The organism is Bacillus sp. JZ105, assembly GCF_053903125.1.
Map to the genome: position 1 here is coordinate 987,180 of NZ_CP096387.1, position 23,585 is coordinate 1,010,764.

General features: G+C 40.2%; 26 protein-coding genes. 13 read left to right on the plus strand and 13 right to left on the minus strand.

Annotation, left to right across the window (positions count from 1 at the left end; translation table 11 throughout):
• Positions 1-64 precede the first annotated feature (64 nt).
• The 5 genes from M1D81_RS04910 to M1D81_RS04930 form a co-directional block, all read right to left on the minus strand.
• The gene (locus tag M1D81_RS04910) at positions 65-1,171 is read right to left on the minus strand and encodes an ABC transporter ATP-binding protein (protein WP_456265463.1); all 1,107 of its coding nucleotides are present in this window, start codon (positions 1,169-1,171) and stop codon (positions 65-67) included.
• Between the two features lie 143 nt (positions 1,172-1,314).
• Positions 1,315-2,190 carry a helix-turn-helix domain-containing protein gene (locus tag M1D81_RS04915; protein WP_456265462.1) on the minus strand — a complete coding sequence of 292 codons (876 nt, stop codon included), beginning with the start codon at positions 2,188-2,190 and terminating at the stop codon, positions 1,315-1,317.
• Between the two features lie 20 nt (positions 2,191-2,210).
• The gene (locus M1D81_RS04920) at positions 2,211-2,420 is read right to left on the minus strand and encodes a YheE family protein (protein WP_003211787.1); all 210 of its coding nucleotides are present in this window, start codon (positions 2,418-2,420) and stop codon (positions 2,211-2,213) included.
• Between the two features lie 152 nt (positions 2,421-2,572).
• Positions 2,573-3,931 carry a YheC/YheD family endospore coat-associated protein gene (locus tag M1D81_RS04925; RefSeq protein ID WP_456265461.1) on the minus strand — a complete coding sequence of 453 codons (1,359 nt, stop codon included), beginning with the start codon at positions 3,929-3,931 and terminating at the stop codon, positions 2,573-2,575.
• A complete protein-coding gene (locus tag M1D81_RS04930; RefSeq protein WP_456265460.1) occupies positions 3,888-5,000 on the minus strand; it encodes a YheC/YheD family protein in 1,113 nt (370 codons plus the stop codon). Before M1D81_RS04930 ends, M1D81_RS04925 begins: the two co-directional genes overlap by 44 nt.
• A 209-nt stretch (positions 5,001-5,209) precedes the next feature.
• Between M1D81_RS04930 and M1D81_RS04935 the strand changes: the two genes are divergently transcribed.
• The 5 genes from M1D81_RS04935 (at position 5,210) to M1D81_RS04955 (ending at position 11,102) form a co-directional block, all read left to right on the plus strand.
• Positions 5,210-6,343 carry a DUF445 domain-containing protein gene (locus M1D81_RS04935; protein WP_456267158.1) on the plus strand — a complete coding sequence of 378 codons (1,134 nt, stop codon included), beginning with the start codon at positions 5,210-5,212 and terminating at the stop codon, positions 6,341-6,343.
• A 121-nt stretch (positions 6,344-6,464) separates the two neighbouring features.
• Entirely contained in the window at positions 6,465-6,821 is a 357-nt protein-coding gene (locus tag M1D81_RS04940; protein WP_024425750.1) for a YlbF family regulator, read from the plus strand.
• A gap of 451 nt (positions 6,822-7,272) precedes the next feature.
• Positions 7,273-8,139 (plus strand): Cof-type HAD-IIB family hydrolase, encoded by an 867-nt coding sequence (locus tag M1D81_RS04945; protein WP_039177545.1) that lies wholly within the window; start codon positions 7,273-7,275, stop codon positions 8,137-8,139.
• 113 nt (positions 8,140-8,252) lie between these two features.
• On the plus strand, positions 8,253-9,752 hold the full coding sequence (locus M1D81_RS04950; protein WP_456267157.1) for a coproporphyrinogen III oxidase: 1,500 nt from the start codon (positions 8,253-8,255) through the stop codon (positions 9,750-9,752).
• 75 nt (positions 9,753-9,827) lie between these two features.
• The gene (locus tag M1D81_RS04955) at positions 9,828-11,102 is read left to right on the plus strand and encodes a lysine N(6)-hydroxylase/L-ornithine N(5)-oxygenase family protein (RefSeq protein ID WP_456265459.1); all 1,275 of its coding nucleotides are present in this window, start codon (positions 9,828-9,830) and stop codon (positions 11,100-11,102) included.
• A 37-nt stretch (positions 11,103-11,139) separates the two neighbouring features.
• Here the strand turns inward: M1D81_RS04955 and M1D81_RS04960 are convergent, their stop codons facing one another.
• From M1D81_RS04960 to M1D81_RS04970, 3 genes are all read right to left on the minus strand, one after another.
• Positions 11,140-12,363 carry a cation:proton antiporter gene (locus M1D81_RS04960; protein WP_456265458.1) on the minus strand — a complete coding sequence of 408 codons (1,224 nt, stop codon included), beginning with the start codon at positions 12,361-12,363 and terminating at the stop codon, positions 11,140-11,142.
• Positions 12,364-12,366: 3 nt separating this feature from the next.
• Positions 12,367-12,864 carry a cation:proton antiporter regulatory subunit gene (locus M1D81_RS04965; RefSeq protein WP_456265457.1) on the minus strand — a complete coding sequence of 166 codons (498 nt, stop codon included), beginning with the start codon at positions 12,862-12,864 and terminating at the stop codon, positions 12,367-12,369.
• Positions 12,865-12,926: 62 nt separating this feature from the next.
• On the minus strand, positions 12,927-13,253 hold the full coding sequence (locus tag M1D81_RS04970; RefSeq protein ID WP_231506868.1) for a potassium:proton antiporter: 327 nt from the start codon (positions 13,251-13,253) through the stop codon (positions 12,927-12,929).
• Between the two features lie 181 nt (positions 13,254-13,434).
• On the opposite strand from M1D81_RS04970, the gene M1D81_RS04975 reads away from it, so the two are divergent.
• The gene (locus M1D81_RS04975) at positions 13,435-14,208 is read left to right on the plus strand and encodes an enoyl-CoA hydratase (RefSeq protein ID WP_456265456.1); all 774 of its coding nucleotides are present in this window, start codon (positions 13,435-13,437) and stop codon (positions 14,206-14,208) included.
• 31 nt (positions 14,209-14,239) lie between these two features.
• Here the strand turns inward: M1D81_RS04975 and M1D81_RS04980 are convergent, their stop codons facing one another.
• The gene (locus M1D81_RS04980; protein ID WP_456265455.1) at positions 14,240-14,428 is read right to left on the minus strand and encodes a YhzD family protein; all 189 of its coding nucleotides are present in this window, start codon (positions 14,426-14,428) and stop codon (positions 14,240-14,242) included.
• Between the two features lie 172 nt (positions 14,429-14,600).
• Between M1D81_RS04980 and M1D81_RS04985 the strand changes: the two genes are divergently transcribed.
• From M1D81_RS04985 to M1D81_RS05000, 4 genes are all read left to right on the plus strand, one after another.
• Positions 14,601-15,815, plus strand: a complete 1,215-nt coding sequence (locus tag M1D81_RS04985) for a metallophosphoesterase family protein (protein WP_456265454.1) — start codon at positions 14,601-14,603, stop codon at positions 15,813-15,815.
• 16 nt (positions 15,816-15,831) lie between these two features.
• Entirely contained in the window at positions 15,832-18,618 is a 2,787-nt protein-coding gene (locus M1D81_RS04990; RefSeq protein WP_456265453.1) for an AAA family ATPase, read from the plus strand.
• A gap of 62 nt (positions 18,619-18,680) precedes the next feature.
• Positions 18,681-19,628: a 3'-5' exoribonuclease YhaM gene (gene yhaM, locus M1D81_RS04995; protein WP_024425447.1), complete on the plus strand. Its 948-nt coding sequence runs from the start codon at positions 18,681-18,683 to the stop codon at positions 19,626-19,628.
• A gap of 117 nt (positions 19,629-19,745) precedes the next feature.
• Positions 19,746-19,976: a sporulation YhaL family protein gene (locus M1D81_RS05000; protein WP_456265452.1), complete on the plus strand. Its 231-nt coding sequence runs from the start codon at positions 19,746-19,748 to the stop codon at positions 19,974-19,976.
• A gap of 53 nt (positions 19,977-20,029) precedes the next feature.
• Here the strand turns inward: M1D81_RS05000 and M1D81_RS05005 are convergent, their stop codons facing one another.
• Positions 20,030-20,914: a peptidylprolyl isomerase gene (locus M1D81_RS05005; protein WP_456265451.1), complete on the minus strand. Its 885-nt coding sequence runs from the start codon at positions 20,912-20,914 to the stop codon at positions 20,030-20,032.
• A gap of 161 nt (positions 20,915-21,075) precedes the next feature.
• Here M1D81_RS05005 and M1D81_RS05010 point away from each other — a divergent pair, with 161 nt between their 5' ends.
• Positions 21,076-21,162: a YjcZ family sporulation protein gene (locus M1D81_RS05010; protein WP_008361129.1), complete on the plus strand. Its 87-nt coding sequence runs from the start codon at positions 21,076-21,078 to the stop codon at positions 21,160-21,162.
• 145 nt (positions 21,163-21,307) lie between these two features.
• Complete coding sequence (locus M1D81_RS05015) at positions 21,308-21,397, plus strand: YjcZ family sporulation protein (protein WP_017360317.1); 90 nt, start codon at positions 21,308-21,310, stop codon at positions 21,395-21,397.
• Positions 21,398-21,448: 51 nt separating this feature from the next.
• Here the strand turns inward: M1D81_RS05015 and M1D81_RS05020 are convergent, their stop codons facing one another.
• Positions 21,449-21,634, minus strand: a complete 186-nt coding sequence (locus M1D81_RS05020) for a hypothetical protein (RefSeq protein WP_072368131.1) — start codon at positions 21,632-21,634, stop codon at positions 21,449-21,451.
• Between the two features lie 82 nt (positions 21,635-21,716).
• A complete protein-coding gene (locus M1D81_RS05025) occupies positions 21,717-22,238 on the minus strand; it encodes a DUF3267 domain-containing protein (RefSeq protein WP_039177576.1) in 522 nt (173 codons plus the stop codon).
• Between the two features lie 231 nt (positions 22,239-22,469).
• Between M1D81_RS05025 and M1D81_RS05030 the strand changes: the two genes are divergently transcribed.
• Entirely contained in the window at positions 22,470-22,814 is a 345-nt protein-coding gene (locus tag M1D81_RS05030; RefSeq protein WP_456265450.1) for a YhaI family protein, read from the plus strand.
• On the opposite strand, the gene M1D81_RS05035 is transcribed toward M1D81_RS05030, so the two are convergent.
• The gene (locus M1D81_RS05035; RefSeq protein WP_456265449.1) at positions 22,792-23,412 is read right to left on the minus strand and encodes an HTH-type transcriptional regulator Hpr; all 621 of its coding nucleotides are present in this window, start codon (positions 23,410-23,412) and stop codon (positions 22,792-22,794) included. The two genes, M1D81_RS05030 and M1D81_RS05035, sit on opposite strands and share 23 nt — an antisense overlap.
• Positions 23,413-23,585: the final 173 nt, after the last annotated feature.

Below are 23,585 nucleotides of genomic sequence, written 5' to 3' on the forward strand. Positions count from 1 at the left end.
TGTTGTGTTAGCATACAAAAAACCATCACCCAATAATGAGTGATGGCGCTGCTTATATATCTTTTTATTCTGCTGAGCGAATGCGCAGCTCCGTATCCGCATCAAAGAAATGGGCTTTGTTCATATTAATCGCAAGCGGGATAGACTGTCCGGCCTGTACATCGGTACGAGAATCAACACGTGCAATAAACGATTGACCATCGATAGAAGAATAAAGCATCGTTTCTGCTCCCATTAATTCAGCTACTTCTACATCAGCATTAATTTTTGTACCTTCAGACGCCTCTATAAATACTGGTTCATCGTGAAAATCTTCTGGTCTGATGCCTAATATGACATCCTTTCCAATATAGCCTTGGCTGCGTAATATTTTCATTTTTCCTTCTGGTACACGAATATGTGTTTTTCCCACCGCAATGGCACCGTCAGAGAGCTTTCCTGTAAAAAAGTTCATCGCAGGTGAGCCGATAAATCCACCTACAAACACATTCTCTGGGTTTTCATATACATCTTTCGGTGCTCCTACCTGCTGAATAAAACCATCTTTCATAACAACAAGGCGGGTTGCCATTGTCATGGCTTCAGTCTGATCATGTGTCACATAGATAAATGTCGTTTGCAGACGCTGATGAAGCTTGGAAATTTCAGCACGCATCTGAACACGGAGTTTTGCATCTAAATTAGAAAGCGGCTCATCCAAAAGAAAAACCTTTGCATCACGTACAATGGCTCTGCCAAGAGCAACACGCTGTCTTTGACCGCCAGACAGTGCTTTTGGTTTCCTGTCTAAATATTGCTCAAGCCCTAATATTTTAGCGGCATTTCGAACCCGCTCATCAATTTCTGCTTTCGGAAACTTCCGAAGCTTTAATCCAAAAGCCATATTATCGTACACATTCATATGAGGATATAAAGCATAGTTTTGGAAAACCATTGCGATATCCCGGTCTTTCGGCGCTACGTCATTCATCCGTTTTCCATCTAACAGAAAGTCTCCTTGTGAAATTTCTTCTAGACCTGCAATCATGCGGAGGGTTGTTGATTTTCCGCAGCCTGATGGACCAACAAACACAATAAATTCTTTATCTTCTATATGTAGATTAAAGTTGTCTACTGCTGTTACCTTGTTATCGTACACTTTATAAATTTGATTCAGTATCATTTCAGCCATTAGATGTCAGCCTCCCCAGTCCTCTTTTTTTGAAAGCGCTTTACCGTTGAATAAAGTGTATAAAATGAGGGGGAGTCTGTAAATGGACAACGTGCACAACATCCTATTTTCATTTTTGGGCAAGGTGCTCATGCCTTCGTTCTTTATGAAAGATCGAGTAGAGTCATCATCATATAAGCAGCTGATGCTTCTGGAAAATGTCGTATATCTAACCCAGTGCGCTCAATAAATTTATCAATTCGATATTGAAGACTGTTTCTGTGAACATATAACGCTTTTGCTGCTTTGGATGCGTTTAAATTACATTGCATATAGGTCATGAGGGTTCGGTAAACATCCCGGTCAAAGACCGCTTCTTTAAAAGCATCTGAAATAGCATGAGAGAGTGCGGATGCATCATAACAAATGAACGAAGGCAGGCATTGATAAAATGTGGCTGCCCCTGATCTAAGCTTTTCTCGCTGCATATGGTATAAAAAGAGCTGTTGTTCATTTAATAACCTCACCTGTAAATGGTCATTTGGCAAATGAAGCTGTCCTTGTATAAAGACTGAGTCTGTTAAAAAATCACTTGTAATAGCCAGAGACAAATCATTTAACTGATCTAATTGACTGTTTTCTGATGTGGCATTTGGTTGAATCAGCATAGCTGTTTCAGGGCCTGTCCATATGAAATGAGTATGTTCGAGGCTGTTATTCACAGCCTCTTTTATTTGCTGTCTTTGTTCTTCTTGATGGATCATTTGAAAATAATAAACACGGACGGGATGTTGGACAGTTAGTGGTTTATTTTCAAAAAGATAACTGAACCATTTTTGTTCATCCTCGGTTTGCGCTTTTTGAAATAGATCAATTGGTGTAAGAAAAGAGTTGAGAAGAAGTGTTTCCCTTTCTGAAAGCTCCGATTTGTTTACTCCAAATATTTCACCTTCGTCTGTTTGATACCAAAGAATTTGTTTGTCATGAGTAGGTGTGCTGATGATATGGTCTCCGTAAACAAGTTTTAATTTTTCTAACATGGCGGGGCTCCTTAAACAGTTTAATCATAGACATGGAACAGCATTAATTCGTGGATTTCTTCTTTTAAAGTTGGTTCTACTTCATGGGGCGGAAGCTGAGAGCCCCATTCAATGTCACCTGTTTTGTGGTAGATGCCTTCATAGTGTGCACCATTGTGGAAAAAGGATATTTTCCAGCCTGGCAATTGTGCTTTCTTAAAAAGGGGTTTCCATTGAAAATGAGAAATCATATCATCATTGCCTCCTTGCTTTTATTGATGAAACAATCAACAAACACGACAACACGGAAACAACCTTGAACTTGATTTTATTGTATCTCATCTCATGAAAAGAGCATAGAAAAAGCATAGATTTAAGAGCACTGACATGTGACAAAAAAGCGTCAGTAGACGTTCGCGTGATCTGAAGTAGTGAGTGCCGTTTTTGAAAGGTAAGATGCGTAATCCATGATTCTTTTCCCAATCAGCCATTCTGATTTTTTCAAAGAGACATGCTGGAAAATCTCTCGGCCAGGGCGAGAATTGGCTTCGAACATCCAAATTGCACCTGTTTGATCAATGCCTAAGTCAAAACCGATTTCACCAATATGCCCGGACATTTTTTTATCTATCACCTGGCTAAGTATGATGGCAGTATGAGAAAGCTGCTGTAAAATCTGCAAACGTTTCTTTTCTTCTGGAAAGACAGCATAAAGTGTTTTCACCGTTCCCCCGTGTAACTGGTGAGTCGTGATGGTATGATCTCCAGAAACCTTTACTGCTGCTGCTGTGACTGTCCAATCACCTTCTTTATTTTTATTCGTATGAACTCTGAAATCCACCGGTTGATTGTCTATTTGAAGAAGTTCAATGCCTTGTTGTGCAATAAAATCATGAATTGCATGATCTTTTCGCAGCTTTTGAACAAACTGATCTATTGAATCATATGGAATAGCCCTTCCCAAATTTGAGAATACAGTGAATCCATTATTTTCCTTCTTTAACTGATAAATACCGTCTCCATGACTTCCGTTTGTCGGTTTTAAGTATATAACTTGATGCAGGTGGAGAAGTGTTTCAATTTTACTTAGAGCGTCCACGGGATCTAATTGTACAGAATGTGGGAGAAAGGACCATGTTTTTTCATCTGTTAATAGCTGTTCATAAATCTCCCATTTATTAAAAAAGTAAGGATTGAACCAAGGGATATCATAGTCTTGGGTTAGTTTTCGCTTCGTTTCTTGAATGAGTGCCGACTGAGCAGCTTTTCTGTTTGGAAGCCGGTCATAAATGACTGATGGAAGGGGAAGTTGTTTTTTAACCCATGAATCTTGGTGGTACAACAGTCCTTCTACAATTCCTTTTTCCCAATCAATAGAATGTGACCCAAAAAGATAGGCAAAACCAGTATGCTGCCTGAAAGAGTGCAGCAGTTTGATAAAAAATTCTGATCGCGTTCCTAATGGCTGTTTACTTTGCTCAAAACCTGCAGTGAAAATGCCCATCAACGGCCCTATAAAAAGTGTATGGTCAATGATGATCACATCAGCTTTTGATTGGTAAGGAATCAGTAAACCTTTGTATAGATCTTCAGATAATAAAATTTTATTTGGATGATGATGATAGGAAATGTTGAAGCCATCTTCTAAACGAGACCCTAGAGCAAGAGAATAGATGGCATCTTTCTCTTTATAATGGACGGGAAGATGAATTGTTTTTTCACTTGTGAGGTGTGTGGCGATGATGCAGCGATTTCTGTTCATAAGAAACCTCCTTCGGTTGAGACTTTATCGATTGTGCATGTTCAAGAATGATACGAATCAATTCGTGTTCCTTCTCTGGGTAAGCTTTTAAAAAAGCGGACCGCCCTGGCTTTGATCTGATATTTGATATGAAAAGTCTGCCTTCACTTGAATGAAGTAAGTCTACTGCGAATTCAAAGCAAGGAGAGTAAGTTTTATCTATATAAGCTGGGATTGATGACTGAATGGATGCCATATCATCTAAAAGGAGTTCCTTGATGTGCGGCTGCAATGTATTTAGATAGTGTTCAAAGCCTATCACAGGAGCTGATTTTTGTGTATGACTTAAAAGACTATTTTCTGCAGGTGATTTTGTGTCAATTCCCATGCGTTTCCACTGATTTTGTGAATCTTTCATAAGAAAAATCTTGATTTCATTGTATAAAAGTTCTTTTTGATCATTCGTGTTGAAAAATTGAAGGAAATACCGGCCTGCATATTTTTTGCACCAGCGCTCCAGCTCTGACGTACGAGAAAATGTAATGGTTTGATTGGAACTTAGCTGAACAGTAAATGTTGATTTGCCATCAAAGGAAATGAAGTAAGTAGATGCTGCATGCTGATGGGTGAGAGGCTGCATTCTACAATAACCGCCAGCCCCGCACTCCCTTACCATATTGATCAAGTCTGAGGGCTCTTTTAATAAAAAGCAGCCAGGTAAATATGGCTGTAAAGCAGAGAGGAGACGGAGCTGCTCAAATAGCACCATTTTATTTGGAATGCCGGTATTCAAAAAATCTGTTTTTGGATATTTTTTTAGCCATTCCATGATGGGTTTTGCTTTTTTAGATTGTGCGTCATGCCGGTAAAGACATCGGTCATAAATCAAGTCGGGAATCGGAAAGTGTGCGTCTGAAAACCCTTGGCCATACGTATATGCTTGGCCTTGTATCAAATTTGAAGCCGGCTTTAAATCAAATGGTGTAAAACGAACAACCTCTAAACGATACGAAGAGGCAGCTTTGGCTAGCTGCCGTGTGAATGCCTCTTCATACTGAGGAGAAAGAGACACGATACCTAATGTTGTCATTAAAAAACACCTTCTTTTCAACTTCTTTTTTTACCATCAAAAAACATTTTTTTATGATTTTACATAAAGCTTACGCTCCTTTATCATTACGACAGATCGCTTGATCATATGTCTCGCTGCATGCTTCATTTGCTTGGGAACTTGACAACAACTATAATACGTATAGATCAAAACAATAAACACCGGGTGTTGAAAGGTAGATGACGGCTTTGAATATATTCACAACGTTTATCTTTATGATTGTTATCGGCGCAGTCATAGGAGCAGCGACAAACCACCTTGCGATTAAAATGCTTTTTCGGCCTTATAAGCCATATTACTTATTCGGAAAACAGCTTCCATTTACACCAGGGCTTATCCCTAAAAGAAGAGACGAAGTAGCCAAGCAGGTTGGTGTCATGGTTATGGAGCATTTGCTCACGCCAGAAGGTATTCAAAAACGATTTGAATCATCGGAGGCAAAGCAGGAGATCCTGCGTACAGTCCATCGATATATTGACAAAGGCGCAAATATGGAGATCACCGTATTCTCCCTGTTAGAAAAATTCGGCCTTACAAAGGCTGATGTCAAAGCAGATGAATGGCTCCATCAATGGTCTGACCAGAAGCTCGCTTCACTGCTTGAAACATATAACGAGCAAACTTTATCTGAATTGCTCCCGGTAGAAGTGGAAAACAAAATATCATCAAAAGTTCCAGATGCAGCAGATTATATTTTAAAGAGAGGCATTCATTATTTTGAAAGTGATGAAGGCAAAGCCAGGCTTGGCAATATGATTGATGATTTCTTAAAAGAACGGGGAATGCTTGGCAGTATGGTTCAAATGTTTCTAGGGAATTCAAGCTTAATTGATCGTGTACATCCTGAAATCATCAAGTTTTTAAGAAACGCAGAAACAAAAAGATTTTTGTCAGATTTGCTTGTTCAAGAATGGGACAAGGTGAAGCAATTTTCTCTACACGCGCTTGATGAAAAATGGAATGTGAAGGAACTTATTTTTAGTATGAAAAATCAATTGCTTTCTCATTTCTCTACAAAGCTGATATTAGACAAACCAGTTGGAACATATGTCGGTGCTGTCGCGGATGATCTTAAAACACACTTTGCGCCAGTGTTGATAAATAAGGGGATCGAAGCGGCTTCAAATGCTTTAGAGAGTCTGCTTGCAAAGCTGCAATTTGAAGATATCATTCGTGAACAAATTGAACTTTTCCCGCTTGAAAAAATGGAAGAGCTTGTAGTCAGCATCTCTAATAAGGAGCTGAAGATGATAACATTTCTAGGCGGTCTTTTAGGCGGGATAATTGGTGCTATCCAAGCTGTTTTTGTAGCGCTATTCTAAGACAAGCTAGAGAAATTTTAATGAATTCATTGTATATATGTGAAACGAAAGCCATAGTTTGTTATAGTGGAGTGGTGTCCGCCGATCATATCGGTGATAACGGATAGAAAGGAGACATAACATGTCTGTAAATCTTTATGATGTTGCATATGACCTTGAAAAAGCATTACGTCATAGCGAAGAATATTCAACTTTAAGAAATCTTTATGATGAGGTAAACGCGGATGAGTCCTCTAAAAGAATGTTTGAGAACTTCCGTGACATTCAAGTAAACCTTCAACAAAAACAAATGACTGGTCAAGAGATCACACAAGAAGAAGTGGAGCAAGCTCAAAAAACAGTTGCTCTTGTTCAGCAGCACGATAAAATCTCTCAGTTGATGGAAGCAGAACAACGTGTGAGTGTTCTTATCGGTGAATTAAATAAAATTATCATGAAGCCACTTGAAGAGCTTTATGGGAATCCAGAAGAAAACTAATGGAAAGGGCGATGTCATTCGCCCTTTTTTGTTTTATCTTTTCTCCTCAACATCTTTTAAAAAAAGGTTGTCGAAGCACATAAATTCTGCGATAATACTTATATTGAAAGTGCTTTCAAAAAGGCGCTCTCAAGGGACAATTGGGTGCGTTTCACTTGGGATTTATGGCAGTGAGCCAAACGAGAGAGAAGCGCTTCTGGGAGAAACGCAAAGCATCATAAGGGGATCTGATATAAGCAATGCTTTGGTGTGTGAAAGATAAGGGGATCATGGGGAGCTTCATCACTCCATTGTAACGCATCCAAACCATACATAAAAAAAAGCCTAGGGGTAGGCTTTTTTTATTTATCCATCTATTCATAACATGGGGCTCTTTCAACTCATGTTCTAAAGCACCAAGCTAGGGCATATCCTCATCGTAAGTACAGTCATCAAGAAGGGGGATGCCTCAGTGTCAAAAAAACTACTTGCACTCAATATAGATGGGACGTTACTTCGTTCCAATGGTAAAATCCATTCTGCTACAAAAGAAGCTGTGGAATATGTAAAGAAAAAAGGGGTTTACGTGACGATTGTCACCAACCGGCATTTTCGTTCCGCTCAAAAAATTGCCAAGGCGTTGAAGATTCCAACATCAACCCTTGTGACGCATAGTGGTGCATTTATCGCCGATAAACTCGATGAGCCGCTTCATGTGAAAAAATTAACGGAAGAAAAGACATTTAATCTTGTGCAAATTCTTGAAAGCTTCGATTGTAATGTCCGCTTGCTGCATGAAAAATTCTCGATCGGCAACCGGAAAAAAACGCAGTCTCAGCTGATGGGAAAGACACTCATTCATCCGTCTGATCCCATTTTCTATCCCGTTCAATTTGTTGAATCGTTAAGTGATATGCTGATGGATGAACCGGTCAGTACTCCAGTGATTGAAGTATATTCGACCGCGGAGCTTCAGCCTGAGATTCACAGGACCATTCAACAAGCATTCCCATCTGTTGATCTTATTAGGATCAGTGATGAGAAAATGAATATTGTATGCAAAGGGGTTTCGAAGGAAGCGGGACTTTCTCTTTTAACCTCTGCACTCGGTTTTACTTTAGAAGATACGGTCGTCATTGGCCATGGAACAGATGACATTCCAATGCTTGAATTGGCTGGTTTAGGTGTTGCTATGGGAAATGCCCCCAATGATGTCAAGCGTAAAGCCGATTGGGTGACGCGCTCGCATGATGAACAGGGTGTGGCTTATATGATCAAGGAATACTTTAGAATGCAGCAAAGAGAAGGATTTTTACATCAATTCGATATTAAGAGATAATACAGTGAAGGCCCTGTCAATCAAGAAATGACAGGGCCTTCGTCTGTTCCCTTCATTGCTTTTCCTACATGAATTTTGTAAAATGAAACAAGTTTGAAGATAAAGGTGATATGATGCGAATTTTAATTAAAGGGCTGTCAGATGAACGATTTCATCGCCCGCTTGTCAATATAGCCAATTTATTTGAAGAAGATAGTGAAGTGATGTTTGAACCAAGTGAACTGGATGATGGTTTGATCATGGAATTTAGCTGGAAGGAAGAAAATGGCATGGTGGAAGCATCTGGTCATATCGATGGATCAGACATCACCAGTCGTTTTTCGCGGAATGTCCCAGAGAGCTTGAACGATAAGGAGCGCTGGAAACAAATCAAAAACACAGTGCTGTCTGTTTATTTACACTTGCTTCAGGAGCACACAGGAATGACACAAAAGTGGGGGATTCTCACAGGAATACGTCCGACGAAATTGCTCCATAAGATGCTGAAAGAAGGCATGTCAAAGGAAGATGCACATGAGGCATTAAAGCGTGATTACTTGATTCATGATGAAAAAATCAATTTGATGCAGGAGATTGTCGATCGTCAGCTTAAAGCCATTCCAGATCTGTATGACCTTCAGCAGGAAGTGAGTATTTATATTGGCATTCCTTTCTGCCCCACAAAATGTGCTTATTGCACGTTCCCTGCTTACGCCATTAAAGGACAAGCTGGCAGAGTGGGAACGTTTTTGTTTGGTCTGCATTATGAAATGCAAAAAATGGGCGCATGGCTTAAAGAACATGGAATCAAAGTGACGACTGTTTACTTTGGCGGAGGCACACCGACGAGTATCACAGCGGAAGAAATGGATTTGCTTTATGAAGAAATGTATCGCTCGTTCCCTGATGTGAAGCATATACGGGAAGTGACTGTCGAAGCAGGTCGTCCAGATACGATTTCGCCTGATAAGCTAGAGGTGCTAAACCGCTACAATATTGATCGGATTAGCATTAACCCGCAATCGTATGAGAATGAAACACTAAAGGCTATTGGCCGGCATCATAGTGTGGAAGAAACGATTGAAAAGTATCACTTATCAAGGCAGTACGGCATGAATAATATCAATATGGACTTAATCATTGGATTGCCGGGAGAAGGGCTCAAAGAATTTCAGCACTCCTTGCAGCAGACTGAAGAGCTCAAGCCTGAATCTTTAACCGTGCATACACTCTCCTTTAAAAGAGCATCTGAAATGACGCGCAATAAGGAGAAATACCAAGTAGCAGACCGAGAAGAAATCACACGTATGATGGATGAAGCGGTCACTTGGACGAAAGCACATCATTATCACCCCTATTATTTATATAGACAAAAAAATATTTTGGGAAATCTCGAAAATGTCGGGTATTCATTAGATGGACAGGAAAGTTTGTATAATATCATTATCATGGAAGAAGTACAGACAATCATTGGCATTGGGTGCGGTGCAGCGAGTAAATTCATTGATCCACGGACAGGAAAAATTACGCAGTATGCCAATCCAAAAGATCCAAAATCGTATAATGACCGGTATGAACACTATACAGAAGAGAAAATTCAATTCCTTGAATCATTATTTGTTTCTCACGTTTAAACACTGCGATGACGCAGTGTTTTTTTCATTTGTAAAAGGGTATATAACTGATAAAAAGTTAAAGCAGGTGTACATATGATAGATGTGATCGGAATTGGGATTGGGCCCGCCAATTTAGGATTGGCCGCTTTGTTAGAGGAGTATGAGGATGTCTCATGCTGTTTCTTTGAACAAGAGTCTGAGTTTGCTTGGCATCCTGGTATGCTGATCAAAGGAACGGATTTGCAAGTTTCTTTTTTAGCAGATCTTGTCACAATGGCGAATCCAAGGAGCAGGTATACATTTTTAAATTATTTACATGAATCTAATAGACTTCACCGGTTCTATACATTTGAACAGTTTGATATCCCGCGGAGAGAATTCAATGAGTATTTATCATGGGTGGCAGGAGAATTAAACAGCTGTCGGTTCGGGATGAAGGTAGAAGAAGTGACGGACTGCCAAGAAGGCTACCTTGTGAAAGTCAGACGATTAAAAGATGGATCGCTTTCTGAGTATCGTGCAAAGCATGTCGTGTTAGGCACAGGAAGCAAACCAATGATTCCAGTCGATGTGCCTGAAGCAGCATACCCATATGTGACCCATAGCAGCCGTTATTTAGATCAGCAGAAAGCACTTCGCGAAGCTGAGTCGGTGGCTGTGATCGGCTCAGGGCAGAGTGCAGCCGAAATTTTCTTAGACCTGCTTCAGCATCAAAAGAAAGGGCAGCAGCTTTCGTGGTTTACGCGTTCTAGTGAATTTAGAGAGCTGGAGACGGCAGAGCTTGGCCAAGAGCTTTTTACACCAAAGTATGTCGAGTATTTTCATTCGCTTCCTTATGAAGAACGTATGAACACATTGCCTAGACTGACAGGATTAAGAAATGGCATCGATGCATCAACGCTTTCTCGCATTTATCAGGAATTGTATCATCGCTCTGTTTCAGGTGAAGAGCCATCTGTGCTCATTCAGCCAATGACAGAGCTTGAAGCGATTCAAATAGGAGAGCATCAGCCTTTGGAACTGCACCTCAAACAGTGGCAGCTGAAGAAAGAAAAAAGCATAATTGTAGATCATGCTGTATTGGCTACAGGGTACACACCGAATATTCCTAATTGGTTCGGGGCTTATGAACCTTTGATTGAATGGGAAAGTGATGAGCATTTTAAAGTGACAGACGACTTCAGGCTTGTGTTCAAAGACAAGCGTTCAAATCATTTCTTTACATTCACGAATCTTGATCATTCTCATGGAACAGCGGCAACCAATTTGAAACTATCGATTTACCGCAACCAGAAAGTCATTCGAACCATTCGCGGGGTCGAGGAAGCGCCAGTCAAGCAAGAAACTGCATTTCAGCAATTTGAATAAGACATAAAAAAGGGCCTAAGCATAGGGCCCTTTTTCATTAGATCGTCGTTTCTTTTTTTACTTTTGTTTTTTCAGGTTTCCATTTGAAGATTTTGTTTAGGATTTGATAGATTTTCTTAGATTCTTTCGTTACGAGCGGCCCTAAAATCGCAAGGATTAAGACATACAATGCAGCAAAGGGCTTCAAAGTAGCGGCAAGTCCGCCGGCAATGCCAAGCTCGGCAACAATGATTGAAAACTCTCCTCTCGATACGATGGTTAATCCAATATTAGAAGAGGCTTTATGAGAAAATCCAGCTCTCCGTCCAGCGAACATTCCGGCAGTGAAGTTCCCGATTAAGGTAAGAATCACAGCGCCGATCGCAAGCCAGAAGGCATCACCCAATGTAAACGGATCGATACTGAGACCAAAGCTGAAAAAGAACATCGCTCCAAAGAAATCTCTAAACGGAACCACGAGATGCTCGATGCGGTCTGAGTGCTCTGTTTCCGAGAAAACAAGACCAAGTAAGAGAGCTCCAATAGCTTCTGCTACATGAATTGTTTCTGAAAAACCAGCGACAAAGAACAAAGCGGCAAAAATTACAATGATGAACACTTCGTTCGAACGGATATCAAACAACTTATTTAATAGTTTTGGCAGCTTCCGCGCAATGATAAAGAAAAGCATCATATAACCAAAAGCGATTAAAATTGATAATAAGGCACCGCCAACAGTAGTGGCATCTCCAAGGACAAGACCTGATACGACGGATAAATAAACGGCAAGGAAAATATCCTCAAACATAATAATCCCTAGAATTAACTCTGTTTCAGGATTCGCCGTCCGTTTCAAATCGACAAGGACTTTGGCCACAATGGCGCTGGATGAAATGGTGATCACCCCTGCCATAATGAGAACCTCAAGGAATCCAAACCCTGTGATAAAACCGTAGAGCAGTCCTAAGCTGAAGTTGATCAAAATATAAATGGATCCGCCGACTGCAATGGATTTACCCGATTTAATGAGTTTTCCGACAGAGAACTCAAGTCCAAGATAGAAAAGAAGGAACAGGACGCCCATTCTGCCAAAAAACGAAATAATCCCCGTGCTTTCGATAAATTTCAAATCAATGATCCCGATAGTTGGAGCATGCGGCCCAACTATCATTCCGAGGACAATGAGAAAAGGGATGATAGAAAATTTAATTTTATTGGCGATTAAGCTGGCGATGGCGATAAGAACTAGCGCCGTCCCAACTTCAAAGACTAAATGATCCATTCATCACTCTCCCCCTCTAGAAAGAAAATCACGTACCAATCGCTTCAAGTGTTTTCTTTCGCCCGAAATGACCATCGTATCATTTTCTTGAATAATCGAATCGGCACCAGGGTTGAGTAATTTTTCATTTGTATGTTTAATGATCGCAATCACGGTGACTTCATAATTTTGTCTCACATCTAAATCACCGAGTGTATGTCCAACCGCTTTTGCACCTTTTTCCACTTTAAACCATTCAATGATCAAGTCGTTGAAGGCCATTTCAATGGTTTCTAGTGCCTGCGGTTTATACACCATACCGCCGATAATAGCAGCGATTTGCCGGGATTCAGCATCATCGAGTGAAATGGTAGACAGCACTTCATCTGGATCATCATCGTCAAAACGATAAATTTCCCGTCTGCCATCATCATGAATCACAATCGTCATCTTTTCTCTATTTCTCGTTTCAATTTCAAATTTCTTTCCGATCCCAGGAAGATCATTTTCTTTAATGTTCATTTTATCCCTCCGAATTTGATAGGCTGTGTTTTTCGTATAGAATACGGATGAAATAAAATGAATCAGTAGAGGTAATTAGATTGATACATAACGGGGATCGCACACTTCATTTCTAAAAAACATAGATCAATGGATAATGCAGCTGATGGGGCAGGCTTTGGCAGAAAAGTCTTGGCATCCATCATTGATAATCTGTCCTTCAACAGAATGGATGAAGCATGTTTTTTTGAAAACGAAGGTGTCTTCACAGCATTGATTTCTTCATCATAAATGGATGGAGAAATCAGGCTAGGTATACTCGCTTCTGCCTGTGAAGCAAAAACGACATTTGAAAAAGGAGAAAACATGACGATGAAGCTAACCAATATCATGATGGAACATCTAATCAATCATCCTCCTCCTTTCAAATTTATTTTCTTTCTTTTTTTACTATATAAAAATATATTTCTTGTTTCAATCATTATGCTTATTTTAGTATCAATTGATCTTGAAATTTTTTGTTTAGAGAAAAAGGTTTTACATGATGGAAATGGAAGTAAGTTATGAGCTTTTAAAAGAAGAGGGGGATGGATGATGACATATATCAATTGTCAGTTAGACGGGGATGTTTTTGAAATCGTTTTCAATAGGCCTGAAGCTTATAATTCTTTTCATGTGGACATGTTTGCTGAATTCAAAGAAGCATGTGATGCAGCGGAGGAAAGCAGTGCAAAAGTCGTTGTCATCAAGGGAGCGGGAAAAGGATTTTCAGCAGGCGGAGATATTGAGATGATGCTCAAGCAGGAAAGTGAAGAAGATTTCCATCGTGTGATGGATTTGATCGAGGGAATTACACTTTCTCTAGCTAGTATGAAAAAAGTGACGATTGCGCTTGTCCACGGGTCAGCAGCAGGCCTCGCTTTTAGCTTTGCTCTAAGCTGTGACTACTTGTTTATGCATCAGGATGCAAAACTTGCCATGAATTTTAATGGAGTAGGATTAATTCCAGATGGCGGGGGGCATTTTTTCCTCACAAAAAGAGTGAGTGAGCAAACCGCTAAACAATTGATTTGGAGCGGACAAAAGCTGCCAGCTGAAGAAGCGTTAAAGCTGCGCCTTACAGACGGGGTGTTTCAGGATGAGGTCGATACGTACCAAAAAGTGTGTGTGAAGCCATTTATGAACATGCCGCTTCAAGCCTTTATCGAAACAAAGATGATCTATTTCCAGCAGTCAGAATCAAAGCTCTTAGCCGTTCTTCAAAAAGAGAGAGCCGCACAGGCAAGACTGAGAAAAAGTCATGATCACAAGGAAGGTATACAAGCCTTTTTAGAAAAAAGACGTCCTGTCTTTCAAAAAGCATAAATGAACATGAGGCCGGCGAAAGCCGGCTTTTTTAACGTTCAAATAAAAGCAGCTTGCCTGCTTGATCAACGAGTCGATGAGAATGCTTTGTGTATTGCTGTTCCATTAAGCGATGATGTCCTAATTCCTTTGCTTTCTTGTCACTATCCGCTGTGATTTTTTCATTTAATAAAGTCTCACCCGACCGGTCAAATACGGTTAAAAAGTATGTCTTCTCCATTCCTCATCTTCCTTTCCTCTGTTTTTTAATGTAATTAAACATGGAATAAGACAAAACCTCTTTTTTAGCCCTTAAAAATGTGTTTTTTAGATTGAGAGTGATAGAACGTGCATTCGTAAAAATGGCATGATAAAATATGGACAATGACAGTATCGGACAAGGAGATAGACGTTTGACTAAGCTCACCTTTATTCATGCCGCAGATTTACATTTAGACAGTCCATTTGCAGGAATGTCGACTATACCTAATTCTATATTTAAGCGGCTCAAAGAAAGTACCTTTCAAAGTGCTAAGAACATCTTTGATCTCGCCGTTGCGCGGGCGGTAGACTTTGTGCTGCTGAGCGGAGATTTATTTGATGAATCCAATCGCAGCTTAAAAGCACAGCTGTTTTTAAGAAATCAGTTTGTAAGACTGCAAACGCACGGGATTGAAGTCTTTATTATTTATGGGAATCATGATCATTTAGGCGGGGAATGGACACCGATTGAGTGGCCCGAGAATGTACATGTCTTTTCGAGCAGTACACCAAGTGAGCACTCCTATTATCGAGGGAAGCAGCTTGTCGCGAGTATTTATGGGTTTAGCTACAAAGAGCGGGCTGTCTATGAAAATATGACATCTCATTATGTCAAAACAACAAATGCTGCCTATCACATTGCAATGCTTCACGGCACTTTAGCCGGACAAGAAGGACATGATGCATATGCCCCATTTCAGCTTCAGCAGCTCATAGCACGGGATTTTGATTATTGGGCGCTCGGACATATACATAAAAGAGCCCTTCTGCATGAAGACCCATTTATTATTTACCCTGGTAATGTTCAGGGCAGACATATACAAGAAACGGGAGAAAAAGGCTGTTACTTGATTCACCTCTCCGAAGATTCTCACACAGCGGATTTTATCAGCTGTGCAGATATCATCTTTGAGAAACTGGCCATAGACATCACAGAAACGGTTCATATGACGGATCTTGTCACACTAGTGGAAGGCAAAATCAATGAGCTGAAAGAGGAAGGCGTACCTCATTTTGTGAGAATTGAATTGACAGGTGATGCACCTTCTTACTTTGAGCATACGCAGCTTGAGGTCCTCGAAGAGCTGTTGACTGTTTTTCATGAGCAGGAGGAAGATGAAGATGTGTTCGTTTGGGTGATGTCAATTGACTGCCGAACAAATGAGGATGTGATCTATCCAGAGGATTCTTTTTTGAAGGAACTAACGGCAGAAATTGCACAGTTTGAGTCATATGAAGAGCTGCTTTTACCGATCAAGCGTCACCCAATCTACAGGAAGTCAGGAAAAGCGCTCACAAAAGAGGATGAATTGGATATAAAAGAAGAAGCACAAAGGCTGCTGACGGAACAGCTGAAGCAATTATGAGAAAAGGAGAGGTATGATGAAAATACGTTCACTCCATATAGCGAATTTCGGGAAATTTTCAAATCGAACCTTTCACTTTTCTGATGACGGTTTTCAGCTAGTTTACGGCCTGAATGAATCGGGGAAAACGACATTGAAGGCGTTTATTGAGTCGATGTTATTTGGTTTTTCAAAAAACAAGATATACAAGCCGAAACAAGGATCTTTCTATGGCGGCTCCCTCACTTGCTTAGATGAGGAGTTAGGTGTCATTCACATTGAGAGATCGTCCGATCGAGGCGGTCAAGCACAGGTGTTTTTACCGAATGGTGAAGTGAAAGATGAAGCATTTCTACGAACTCTTTTAAAGGGAACAGATCGCAGATTATTCCAATCAATCTATTCATTTGATGTGTTTGGACTGCAAAATGTCCAAGCCTTAAACGAAGATCAAATCGGTGAATTTCTCCTTTTCTCAAGTTTATTTGGCTCAGATGCTGCCTCTAAGATGGATAGCAGGCTGCTTAAGCAGCAGGAGCAGCTGTTTAAACCGAATGGACGCAAGCCGGAATTAAACCAGCAGCTTGATCGTTTAAAAGAGCTGGCTGCCCAGCTGAAACAAGCTAGATTGGCAGAAGGCCGTTATACAGAGAAAAAACGGGAGCATTCTGAATTAATAGAGAATATCGCAGCGCTTCAAAAGGAAATGAAGCACACAGAAGAACAAATTCAGCAGTTAAACGAACACATTCGACTTTATCCCATGATTGAGAAGAAGATGGAGTTAAAAAAAGAATTAGCCCGTTATCCAGAACGAGTCAAACGCTTTAGAGCAGAAACAGAGCATGAATTGGATAAATTAGAATCACACCTTCACCCGAAAAAGGCTCAAATGACTGCACTAAAGCAAAAATTAGATCATTTGCAAACCTCGCTGGCACAAGTTCAACCGCTTTATGAAAAGGATACATTACTGGAGATGAAGCGTGTCGTTGATGAATCTTCTCATGCTGAACGTGTCAAAAACCGCTTAGCTGAATGTAAAGCAGAACGTGATTCATTGAAACAAAAAATGGACGAAGCCGCAGCGAAGCTAAAGTGGCAGCGTTCAGTCAAGCTTGATCAGATTGACGACTCCCTTGAATTTGAGTGGGAATTAAAGGAGGCTGTCAGCCAATACGTTCGTTTAATGGACAGAAAGGCACAGCTGGATGACCGGTTTGATCATGCAAGACATGAGCTGGAAGAAGCGGAAACCGCTTTAAAAGGATTAAAGGAACAGCAGGCCAAATCGCACAGTTCAGTGGAAACTGGGGAAACAAGAACAAAAGAGAAACAGGTTCATTCCCGGGCGTGGTTATTTCCTGTGATGGTGATATTTGATGCTGCACTTCTGCTTGTCCTTTTCTTTTTAACAGAGTGGTGGGTTACTTTCTTATTTGCAGGGTTTTCTGTTTTTGTCTTCTTTGCTATTTACCCATTTTTGAAATCAGCACAGGTGAAACAGGGAAGCGGCGGGGGAACATTCGATTCCTTCCAAGTACAGACAGCTTCAGCTGAAACGCTTGTGAGGCAGAAAGAGCTTTTGTACGAAAGGATCATCCGGCAATATGAAGATTGGGAACAGGAGCTGGAACCTGTCCAGCAGCAAGTAGAGGAAAAGAAAAGACAGCTGGGCTTGTCCTCAGAGCTTTCTTTCCTAGTAGAAGCCTTCCTTATTCTGAAGCAATTAAAAACGGATACAGCGGAATATGAGGAGCTTAGCCGGGAAATAGACGACCTTGCCGGCCGGCAATCCAATTATGAGCAAAGGGTGGAAGCGTTAAGCAGTCTTCTGCAACGAAAGGAAGGCACCATTCAAGAGAACATCTCGGCCTTTCAAGAGATATTGAAAGATGAGGCGAAAAGAGAAAAAGAACGTCAGACATTGGATGTATCGATTCAACATGTGAAACAGCAGATCACGACGCTGGAAGGGGAAATTGATTATTACGAAAAACAAATGGACGCCCTTTTTCGTCAAGTAGAGGCAGAGTCCAAAAAAGATTACCAAATTCTTTCTCATCTATCGAAAGAATATCGGGAACGGCTTTCCCATTTGCAGCAGCTAAATCAAGAGCTGCATAGAAGCGGCTGCTTTGATGAGGAAGAATCGATTGTTCGTAAAGGGTTGCGTCTTCTTGAAGAAGAATGTGCGGAAGCAAAGCAGCACCTGAATAACATACAATCGAATGCGGCGAATATGGAAAAACGTTTAGCAGAACGAGCGGTGGAAATCCGGCAAATAGAAGCTTCAGGTACGGTGTCTGATTTGACTCATCAGCTTTCAGCTGAGCAGGAGCATGCGAAGCACCTTGCGAAAAAATGGGCGGCAATTCAGCTTGTCCGCTCCGTCATTCGAGAAAAATTGAATGAACATAAAGAAAAAAGGCTGCCAGCACTGCTGCAAACAGCTTCCCGTTTTATTCAGCCGTTAACAAATGATCGATATGAAGCCATTTTATTTTCACCCGAGGATGACCGGCTGATCGTGAAAAGGATGGATGGACGAATATTCCGCCCAGAAGAGCTCTCGCAAGCAACCTGTGAACAAGTCTATCTGGCCATTCGTTTTGCCCTCGCCTTGTCTCATCAGCAAGAATGTCAGCTTCCGTTTATGATGGATGACAGCTTCGTTCATTTTGATCATGTACGTCTAGGAAGAGTGCTGAAGTTGATGAATGAACTCACGCGTTTTGAAACACAGCTGTTTTATTTTACTTGTCATCAGCATATGACGCAGGCAGCAGAAGATGGACAGATTACGAGTTTAGCAGTTGAATGATTGACAAATAATGACTTATGTTATACTTATATGAGCAGAAACATGGAAGGAGCTTTTATTGAATGGCTAAAGGGATCATGACCTATGATGTCGGCGAACAAGTTGACCTGCATTTATTAATTAAATCATCTACTAAAGGGATTGCAAGTAATGGCAAACCATTTTTAACGCTCATTCTTCAAGATCAAAGTGGAGATATTGAGGCGAAACTATGGGATGCAAAGCAGAATGATGAAATCACCTATGGCCCGCAAACCATCGTGAAGGTAGTAGGCGACATTCATCATTATCGCGGGAGGAATCAGCTGAAGCTTAGGAATATACGCCCTGTTGCTGAAAACGAGCAAATTCGAATTGATGACTTTCTCGAAACAGCTCCTATTCCAAAACACGATATGATGGATACGATTATGCAATATATTTTTGATATGAAAAACCCTAATATTCAGCGTGTTACAAGGCATTTGCTGAAGAAATATGGACAGGAATTTGCTGATTATCCAGCAGCGACAAAAAATCATCACGAATTTGTCTCTGGACTCGCCTACCACGTTGTGTCTATGCTGCATTTAGCAAAATCAATTGTTGACCTATATCCATCACTAGATCGAGATCTTTTATATTCAGGCATCATTCTTCATGATTTAGGGAAAGTCAAAGAGCTTTCGGGTCCAGTCTCCACGACATATACTGTGGAAGGGAATTTAATTGGCCACATTTCCATTATGGTGACAGAAATTGCGAAAGCTGCGGAAGAGCTTAGCATTGATTCAGAGGAAATTCTCATTTTACAGCACTTAGTCCTGAGTCATCACGGAAAAGGAGAATGGGGCAGCCCGAAACCACCAATGGTGAAAGAAGCTGAAATTCTCCACTATATTGATAATTTAGATGCGAAAATGAACATGATGGATCGTGCGCTTGAGCATGTGAAACCAGGAGAATATACAGAACGTATTTTTGCACTTGAGAATCGTTCGTTTTATAAACCAACCTTCCATCACGAATAATCATGTCAAAACGTCCGTATATGCGGGCGTTTTTTTCATAACTTGTCTTCTTTTCGCATAAGCATGTAACACAAAGGAAGAGAGGAATTGTCCTTAAGAAAAGGAGGCGATGAAAAAATGTTGTTTTTTCCGTGGTGGGTGTATGCATGTATTATCGGCATTATTTTCTGTGCGTATAAATTAATGACAACAGCCAAAGAGGAGCAAGAAATTGATCAATCCTTTATTGAAAAGGAAGGAGAAATTTTTATCGAGCGAATGGAACAGGAAAGAGAGCGCAGACGCCAGGATCAGCAGATGAAAAGATCACAGGATACTGCGGCACATGAAGATCATTCGATTGCTTAATCTCGTCATACAAAAACCCCTCTGCATCAATACGGCAGAGGGGGTTTTTGTGATTACTGGTTTTGTTGAGGCTGTTGATTTTGTGCAGGCTGTTCAGATTTTTCTTTGAACGTTTTTTGAAGCTCTTTATCTTTTACTTTCACATCAGCATCTTTTACTAATTTATTTAAGATGTTTTGGATTTCATTTGTGTCTGCTTGTTTTTGGTCAAGCAGTTCTTTTTTCAAGTCTGCTTTCATGTCATCATATTTACCGCGTTCTTCAGTCTTTTTAATGATATGGTAGCCGAATTGGGATTTTACTGGCTTGCTGATTTCATTTACTTTTAGTTTGAAAGCAGCTTTGCTGAAGTTCTCGTCCATTTGGCCTTCTTTTGCGAACCAGCCTACATCTCCGCCTTGTGCTGCTGAAGCAGTATCAGTTGAATATTCAGAGACAAGGGAATCCCATTTTTCACCTTTATCTAATTTCTTTTCCACTTCGTCCGCTGTTTTCTTATCAGCTACTAAAATGTGGCTTGCACGGATTTTTCCTTTAAGGTCATCGTAATACGATTTTACTTCTTTATCAGTGATTTTGATGTTAGCTTTGGCAGCCTTTTGAGTCAGCAGCTCATATTTCACTTGATCTTTGATGTAATCTTTACCGAATTCATCTTGAAGCTGTTTTAAACGATCTTCACCAAGTGTCTTTTTATATTCTTCCAATTTCTTATCAATTTCTTTATCAGATACTTTGTATTTGTCAGCAAGAACCTTTTGTTGAACAAGTAGGTTTAGAGCATCTCCACCTGCTTGTTTCTTAAGAGTTGTATAAAGTTCCCCTTTTGTGACATCTCCTGATTTCGTTGTGGCGATCACATCTTTATCACCGCTACTGCATGCGCCAAGAGTTAAAACACTTACTGCTGTTACAGCTGCTAAAGCCATTTTTTTCATTCAAAAAACACTCCTAATCTTTCCAATTTATTTATCATTGCTTGTATCATAACATATTGTGACACGCTGTAAAAAGAAATGCAAATGGAAGGGCATTCGTCTAGTCAAAAAATTGCGCGCGACATACACATATAGTGATCACAAAAAGGAGGCTGAATTATATGGGAGCAGGATATTCTAATGGGTTTGCTTTATTGGTCGTGCTATTCATTTTGCTGATCATCGTTGGTGCAGCATATCTTTACTAATTAAATCGCTGTGTTAGAAGGGAGCCGTCCTGCCGTGCGTGAGGGCGGTTCTTTTTTCAAACGATGACAGGTGCCTAAACGTTTTTTATTTTTCTGCATACACTGAGCTTAGAACAGAGGAAGAACTGGCAGGAGGTGTTTTCACATGGGAGGAGAAGTCTTTGCTGGCGGTTTTGCACTAGTCGTCGTATTATTCATTTTATTGATCATCATCGGTGCATCTTGGATTTGCTAATTAAAATATACACAAAAAGCTGCCCTCAAACTGGCAGCTTTTGCTTTGATCTTAAATGGAAATGGTAATTTCAACAAATGATGAGATAAGTAAGATCAGTATCGATACATTGATAAAGCGAAACACCTTATCTTGCCGTTCTTCAGGAATCTCTCTGACAAGGCATAATGTATTAGTAAGCCTGTTTATTGAATACACAATAAACGCGGCAAAGACGATGAAGTAAAATAAAACTATCGGAGATCCCCCCTCTCTATGCTATTCCCATACTACATTACCAAATTTTTTATGAAAAAGATAGAAGTTGGCTTTAAAAACCTCATGATGAGGAAGTTTGGTCAACTAAAATATCAAACTCGTCTTGAGCTTGATCGATGATGCAGGATTTAGGTGCTTTGAGCAGCTTCCATGCAAATAAAAAGTCAGGCAAACAATAGCCTGCATGTATACTTGCGATAATGATAAAATAGTGTGCGTACATAGGAAATGCCACGCCTAACACAAAGTAAACCGGTGAGATGACACAAAACGGACTGAGAAGAGAAAAAAGCATCACTTTCTTAGGCACGCGCTGCCAGCAATTTCGTTTCATAAACAGCGTCATTTTTTTCTTGTTTTTCATCACTGGGATCAAGTGAACCACACGGTGGACAAGCAATGTCACAAGTAAGAGCACGGCAAAAAGCGGTGCGTTATGGCTGCTTAGCCTCGTTTCAGGATGAGTCAGTTGAAAACATAAAAATGCCATAATGAAAAAAAGGATAGCAAGACTTATGGCAGAAATCATCATTCTCGTATAACCATAATCCTTTTCAAGATTAATGGTCTTCCAACAATTCATTTTTCATCCTTCCAATCTAAAAATCGAATTGAATATCTCAAGATAATTTACTCTTCCTGAGGATAAAAATCAATGGTTTTGGTGAAAAAAAATAAAATGGTGCCTTCATATGGAATAAAGAGAGGAAACTTTGGATTTTTCAAGAAAAAAAACAGAAGGGGGAGGTTCGTCTCTTTCGTCAATGAGTAATTTCGGCTAAAATAGAAGGACTAAGAGAAAGAGGGAACGTACATGAGTATTGAGGAACGAATGAGCCAGCTTGAATATTATATGGAACTTTTATTGACGGCAGCCGATATGAGCCGTTATCCATATTATGCGTTATTGATCAGGCAGCGTGTAACGAAAGAAGAGGCAGAGGAAATTGAGCGTATTTGTGCTGAGCTTTCAGAGGAAATGGATAAACAAAAAGCACAAGGCTACGTCATGTTTGACGATCTCCTTGCGCTCTTTGCGGGACAGTTAATTGAAAAGCTGGATGTTCATGAGACGATATTTGCTTTGCATGATCAGGGGCTCTTTCAGCCGCTAATGAATGAATTTATAAAGATCATTAAACAATTTGATTTGTTTTAGCCGCTTTTTCTGCTGCCTCAGCTGAGTTTTCTAGTTCCTCAGTCTTTTTTTTGACTCTTCCTCGCTCATTCAAAAAGTCCTTCTCAATGTTTGAAAACGATTTCTCAAAAATCTCCATGAAATCCTCACCATAAATGTTTCGGATGATACACATCATTTCTAAAATCTCAGGGAACTTTCCGTAAATGTCATGAAGCGGCTGTGCGCCTTTGACAATACCAGTTCGGGCCGGGTCATAATCTTCGAGTAGTTTATGGAATGTCTCTTCGCCTTTTGGCGTTAGCTCAATATACGTATTGCGCTTATCGTTTAACTTTTTAGAAAATTTTAAAAATCCTCGTTCCTCCAGTTTCTTGGAGAAGTTAAACGCCGTTGATACATGCATGACGCCAAACTTTGCAATTTCTGATATTGAAGCTCCTTTTAATTGATACGCAATCCACAAAATATGATGTTCATTGATATTTAGGTTATACGGTTTGATCCACTGCTGCCAGTCCTTTTCAATGGATTTCCAAAGAGCTTTGCTCAATTGGGCCATTCTTTGACTGAATAAAAGTGCTTCTTTTACATCGAAAGGCTGTTCCGAATGATTCATCCATTTCACCTACTTCTCTTTTTCTTGTAATTCTATTATGCCAATAAAATAAAGATTAATAAAGCTGAAAATTCAAGAATTTTTAAAAGTCATGAAAAACATTGTCAAAATAACCTTTTTTCAACAAAAAAAGTGCGGGATACGCACCCCGCACACTTTTGTAAACGAATATT

Bases quoted from the DNA above. Each gene is read 5' to 3' on its own strand.
- M1D81_RS05030 (WP_456265450.1), top strand. From the start codon at position 22,470: ATGAGTATTGAGGAACGAATGAGCCAGCTTGAATATTATATGGAACTT.
- M1D81_RS05000 (WP_456265452.1), top strand. From the start codon at position 19,746: ATGTTGTTTTTTCCGTGGTGGGTGTATGCATGTATTATCGGCATTATT.
- M1D81_RS04990 (WP_456265453.1), top strand. From the start codon at position 15,832: ATGAAAATACGTTCACTCCATATAGCGAATTTCGGGAAATTTTCAAAT.
- M1D81_RS05015 (WP_017360317.1), top strand. From the start codon at position 21,308: ATGGGAGGAGAAGTCTTTGCTGGCGGTTTTGCACTAGTCGTCGTATTA.
- M1D81_RS04960 (WP_456265458.1), bottom strand. From the start codon at position 12,363: ATGGATCATTTAGTCTTTGAAGTTGGGACGGCGCTAGTTCTTATCGCC.
- M1D81_RS04950 (WP_456267157.1), top strand. From the start codon at position 8,253: ATGCGAATTTTAATTAAAGGGCTGTCAGATGAACGATTTCATCGCCCG.
- M1D81_RS05025 (WP_039177576.1), bottom strand. From the start codon at position 22,238: ATGAATTGTTGGAAGACCATTAATCTTGAAAAGGATTATGGTTATACG.
- M1D81_RS04955 (WP_456265459.1), top strand. From the start codon at position 9,828: ATGATAGATGTGATCGGAATTGGGATTGGGCCCGCCAATTTAGGATTG.
- M1D81_RS04930 (WP_456265460.1), bottom strand. From the start codon at position 5,000: ATGACAACATTAGGTATCGTGTCTCTTTCTCCTCAGTATGAAGAGGCA.
- M1D81_RS04920 (WP_003211787.1), bottom strand. From the start codon at position 2,420: ATGATTTCTCATTTTCAATGGAAACCCCTTTTTAAGAAAGCACAATTG.
- M1D81_RS04925 (WP_456265461.1), bottom strand. From the start codon at position 3,931: ATGAACAGAAATCGCTGCATCATCGCCACACACCTCACAAGTGAAAAA.
- M1D81_RS04915 (WP_456265462.1), bottom strand. From the start codon at position 2,190: ATGTTAGAAAAATTAAAACTTGTTTACGGAGACCATATCATCAGCACA.
- M1D81_RS04980 (WP_456265455.1), bottom strand. From the start codon at position 14,428: ATGGAGAAGACATACTTTTTAACCGTATTTGACCGGTCGGGTGAGACT.
- M1D81_RS04940 (WP_024425750.1), top strand. From the start codon at position 6,465: ATGTCTGTAAATCTTTATGATGTTGCATATGACCTTGAAAAAGCATTA.
- M1D81_RS05035 (WP_456265449.1), bottom strand. From the start codon at position 23,412: ATGAATCATTCGGAACAGCCTTTCGATGTAAAAGAAGCACTTTTATTC.
- M1D81_RS04965 (WP_456265457.1), bottom strand. From the start codon at position 12,864: ATGAACATTAAAGAAAATGATCTTCCTGGGATCGGAAAGAAATTTGAA.
- M1D81_RS05005 (WP_456265451.1), bottom strand. From the start codon at position 20,914: ATGAAAAAAATGGCTTTAGCAGCTGTAACAGCAGTAAGTGTTTTAACT.
- M1D81_RS04975 (WP_456265456.1), top strand. From the start codon at position 13,435: ATGATGACATATATCAATTGTCAGTTAGACGGGGATGTTTTTGAAATC.
- M1D81_RS05010 (WP_008361129.1), top strand. From the start codon at position 21,076: ATGGGAGCAGGATATTCTAATGGGTTTGCTTTATTGGTCGTGCTATTC.
- yhaM (WP_024425447.1), top strand. From the start codon at position 18,681: ATGGCTAAAGGGATCATGACCTATGATGTCGGCGAACAAGTTGACCTG.
- M1D81_RS04910 (WP_456265463.1), bottom strand. From the start codon at position 1,171: ATGGCTGAAATGATACTGAATCAAATTTATAAAGTGTACGATAACAAG.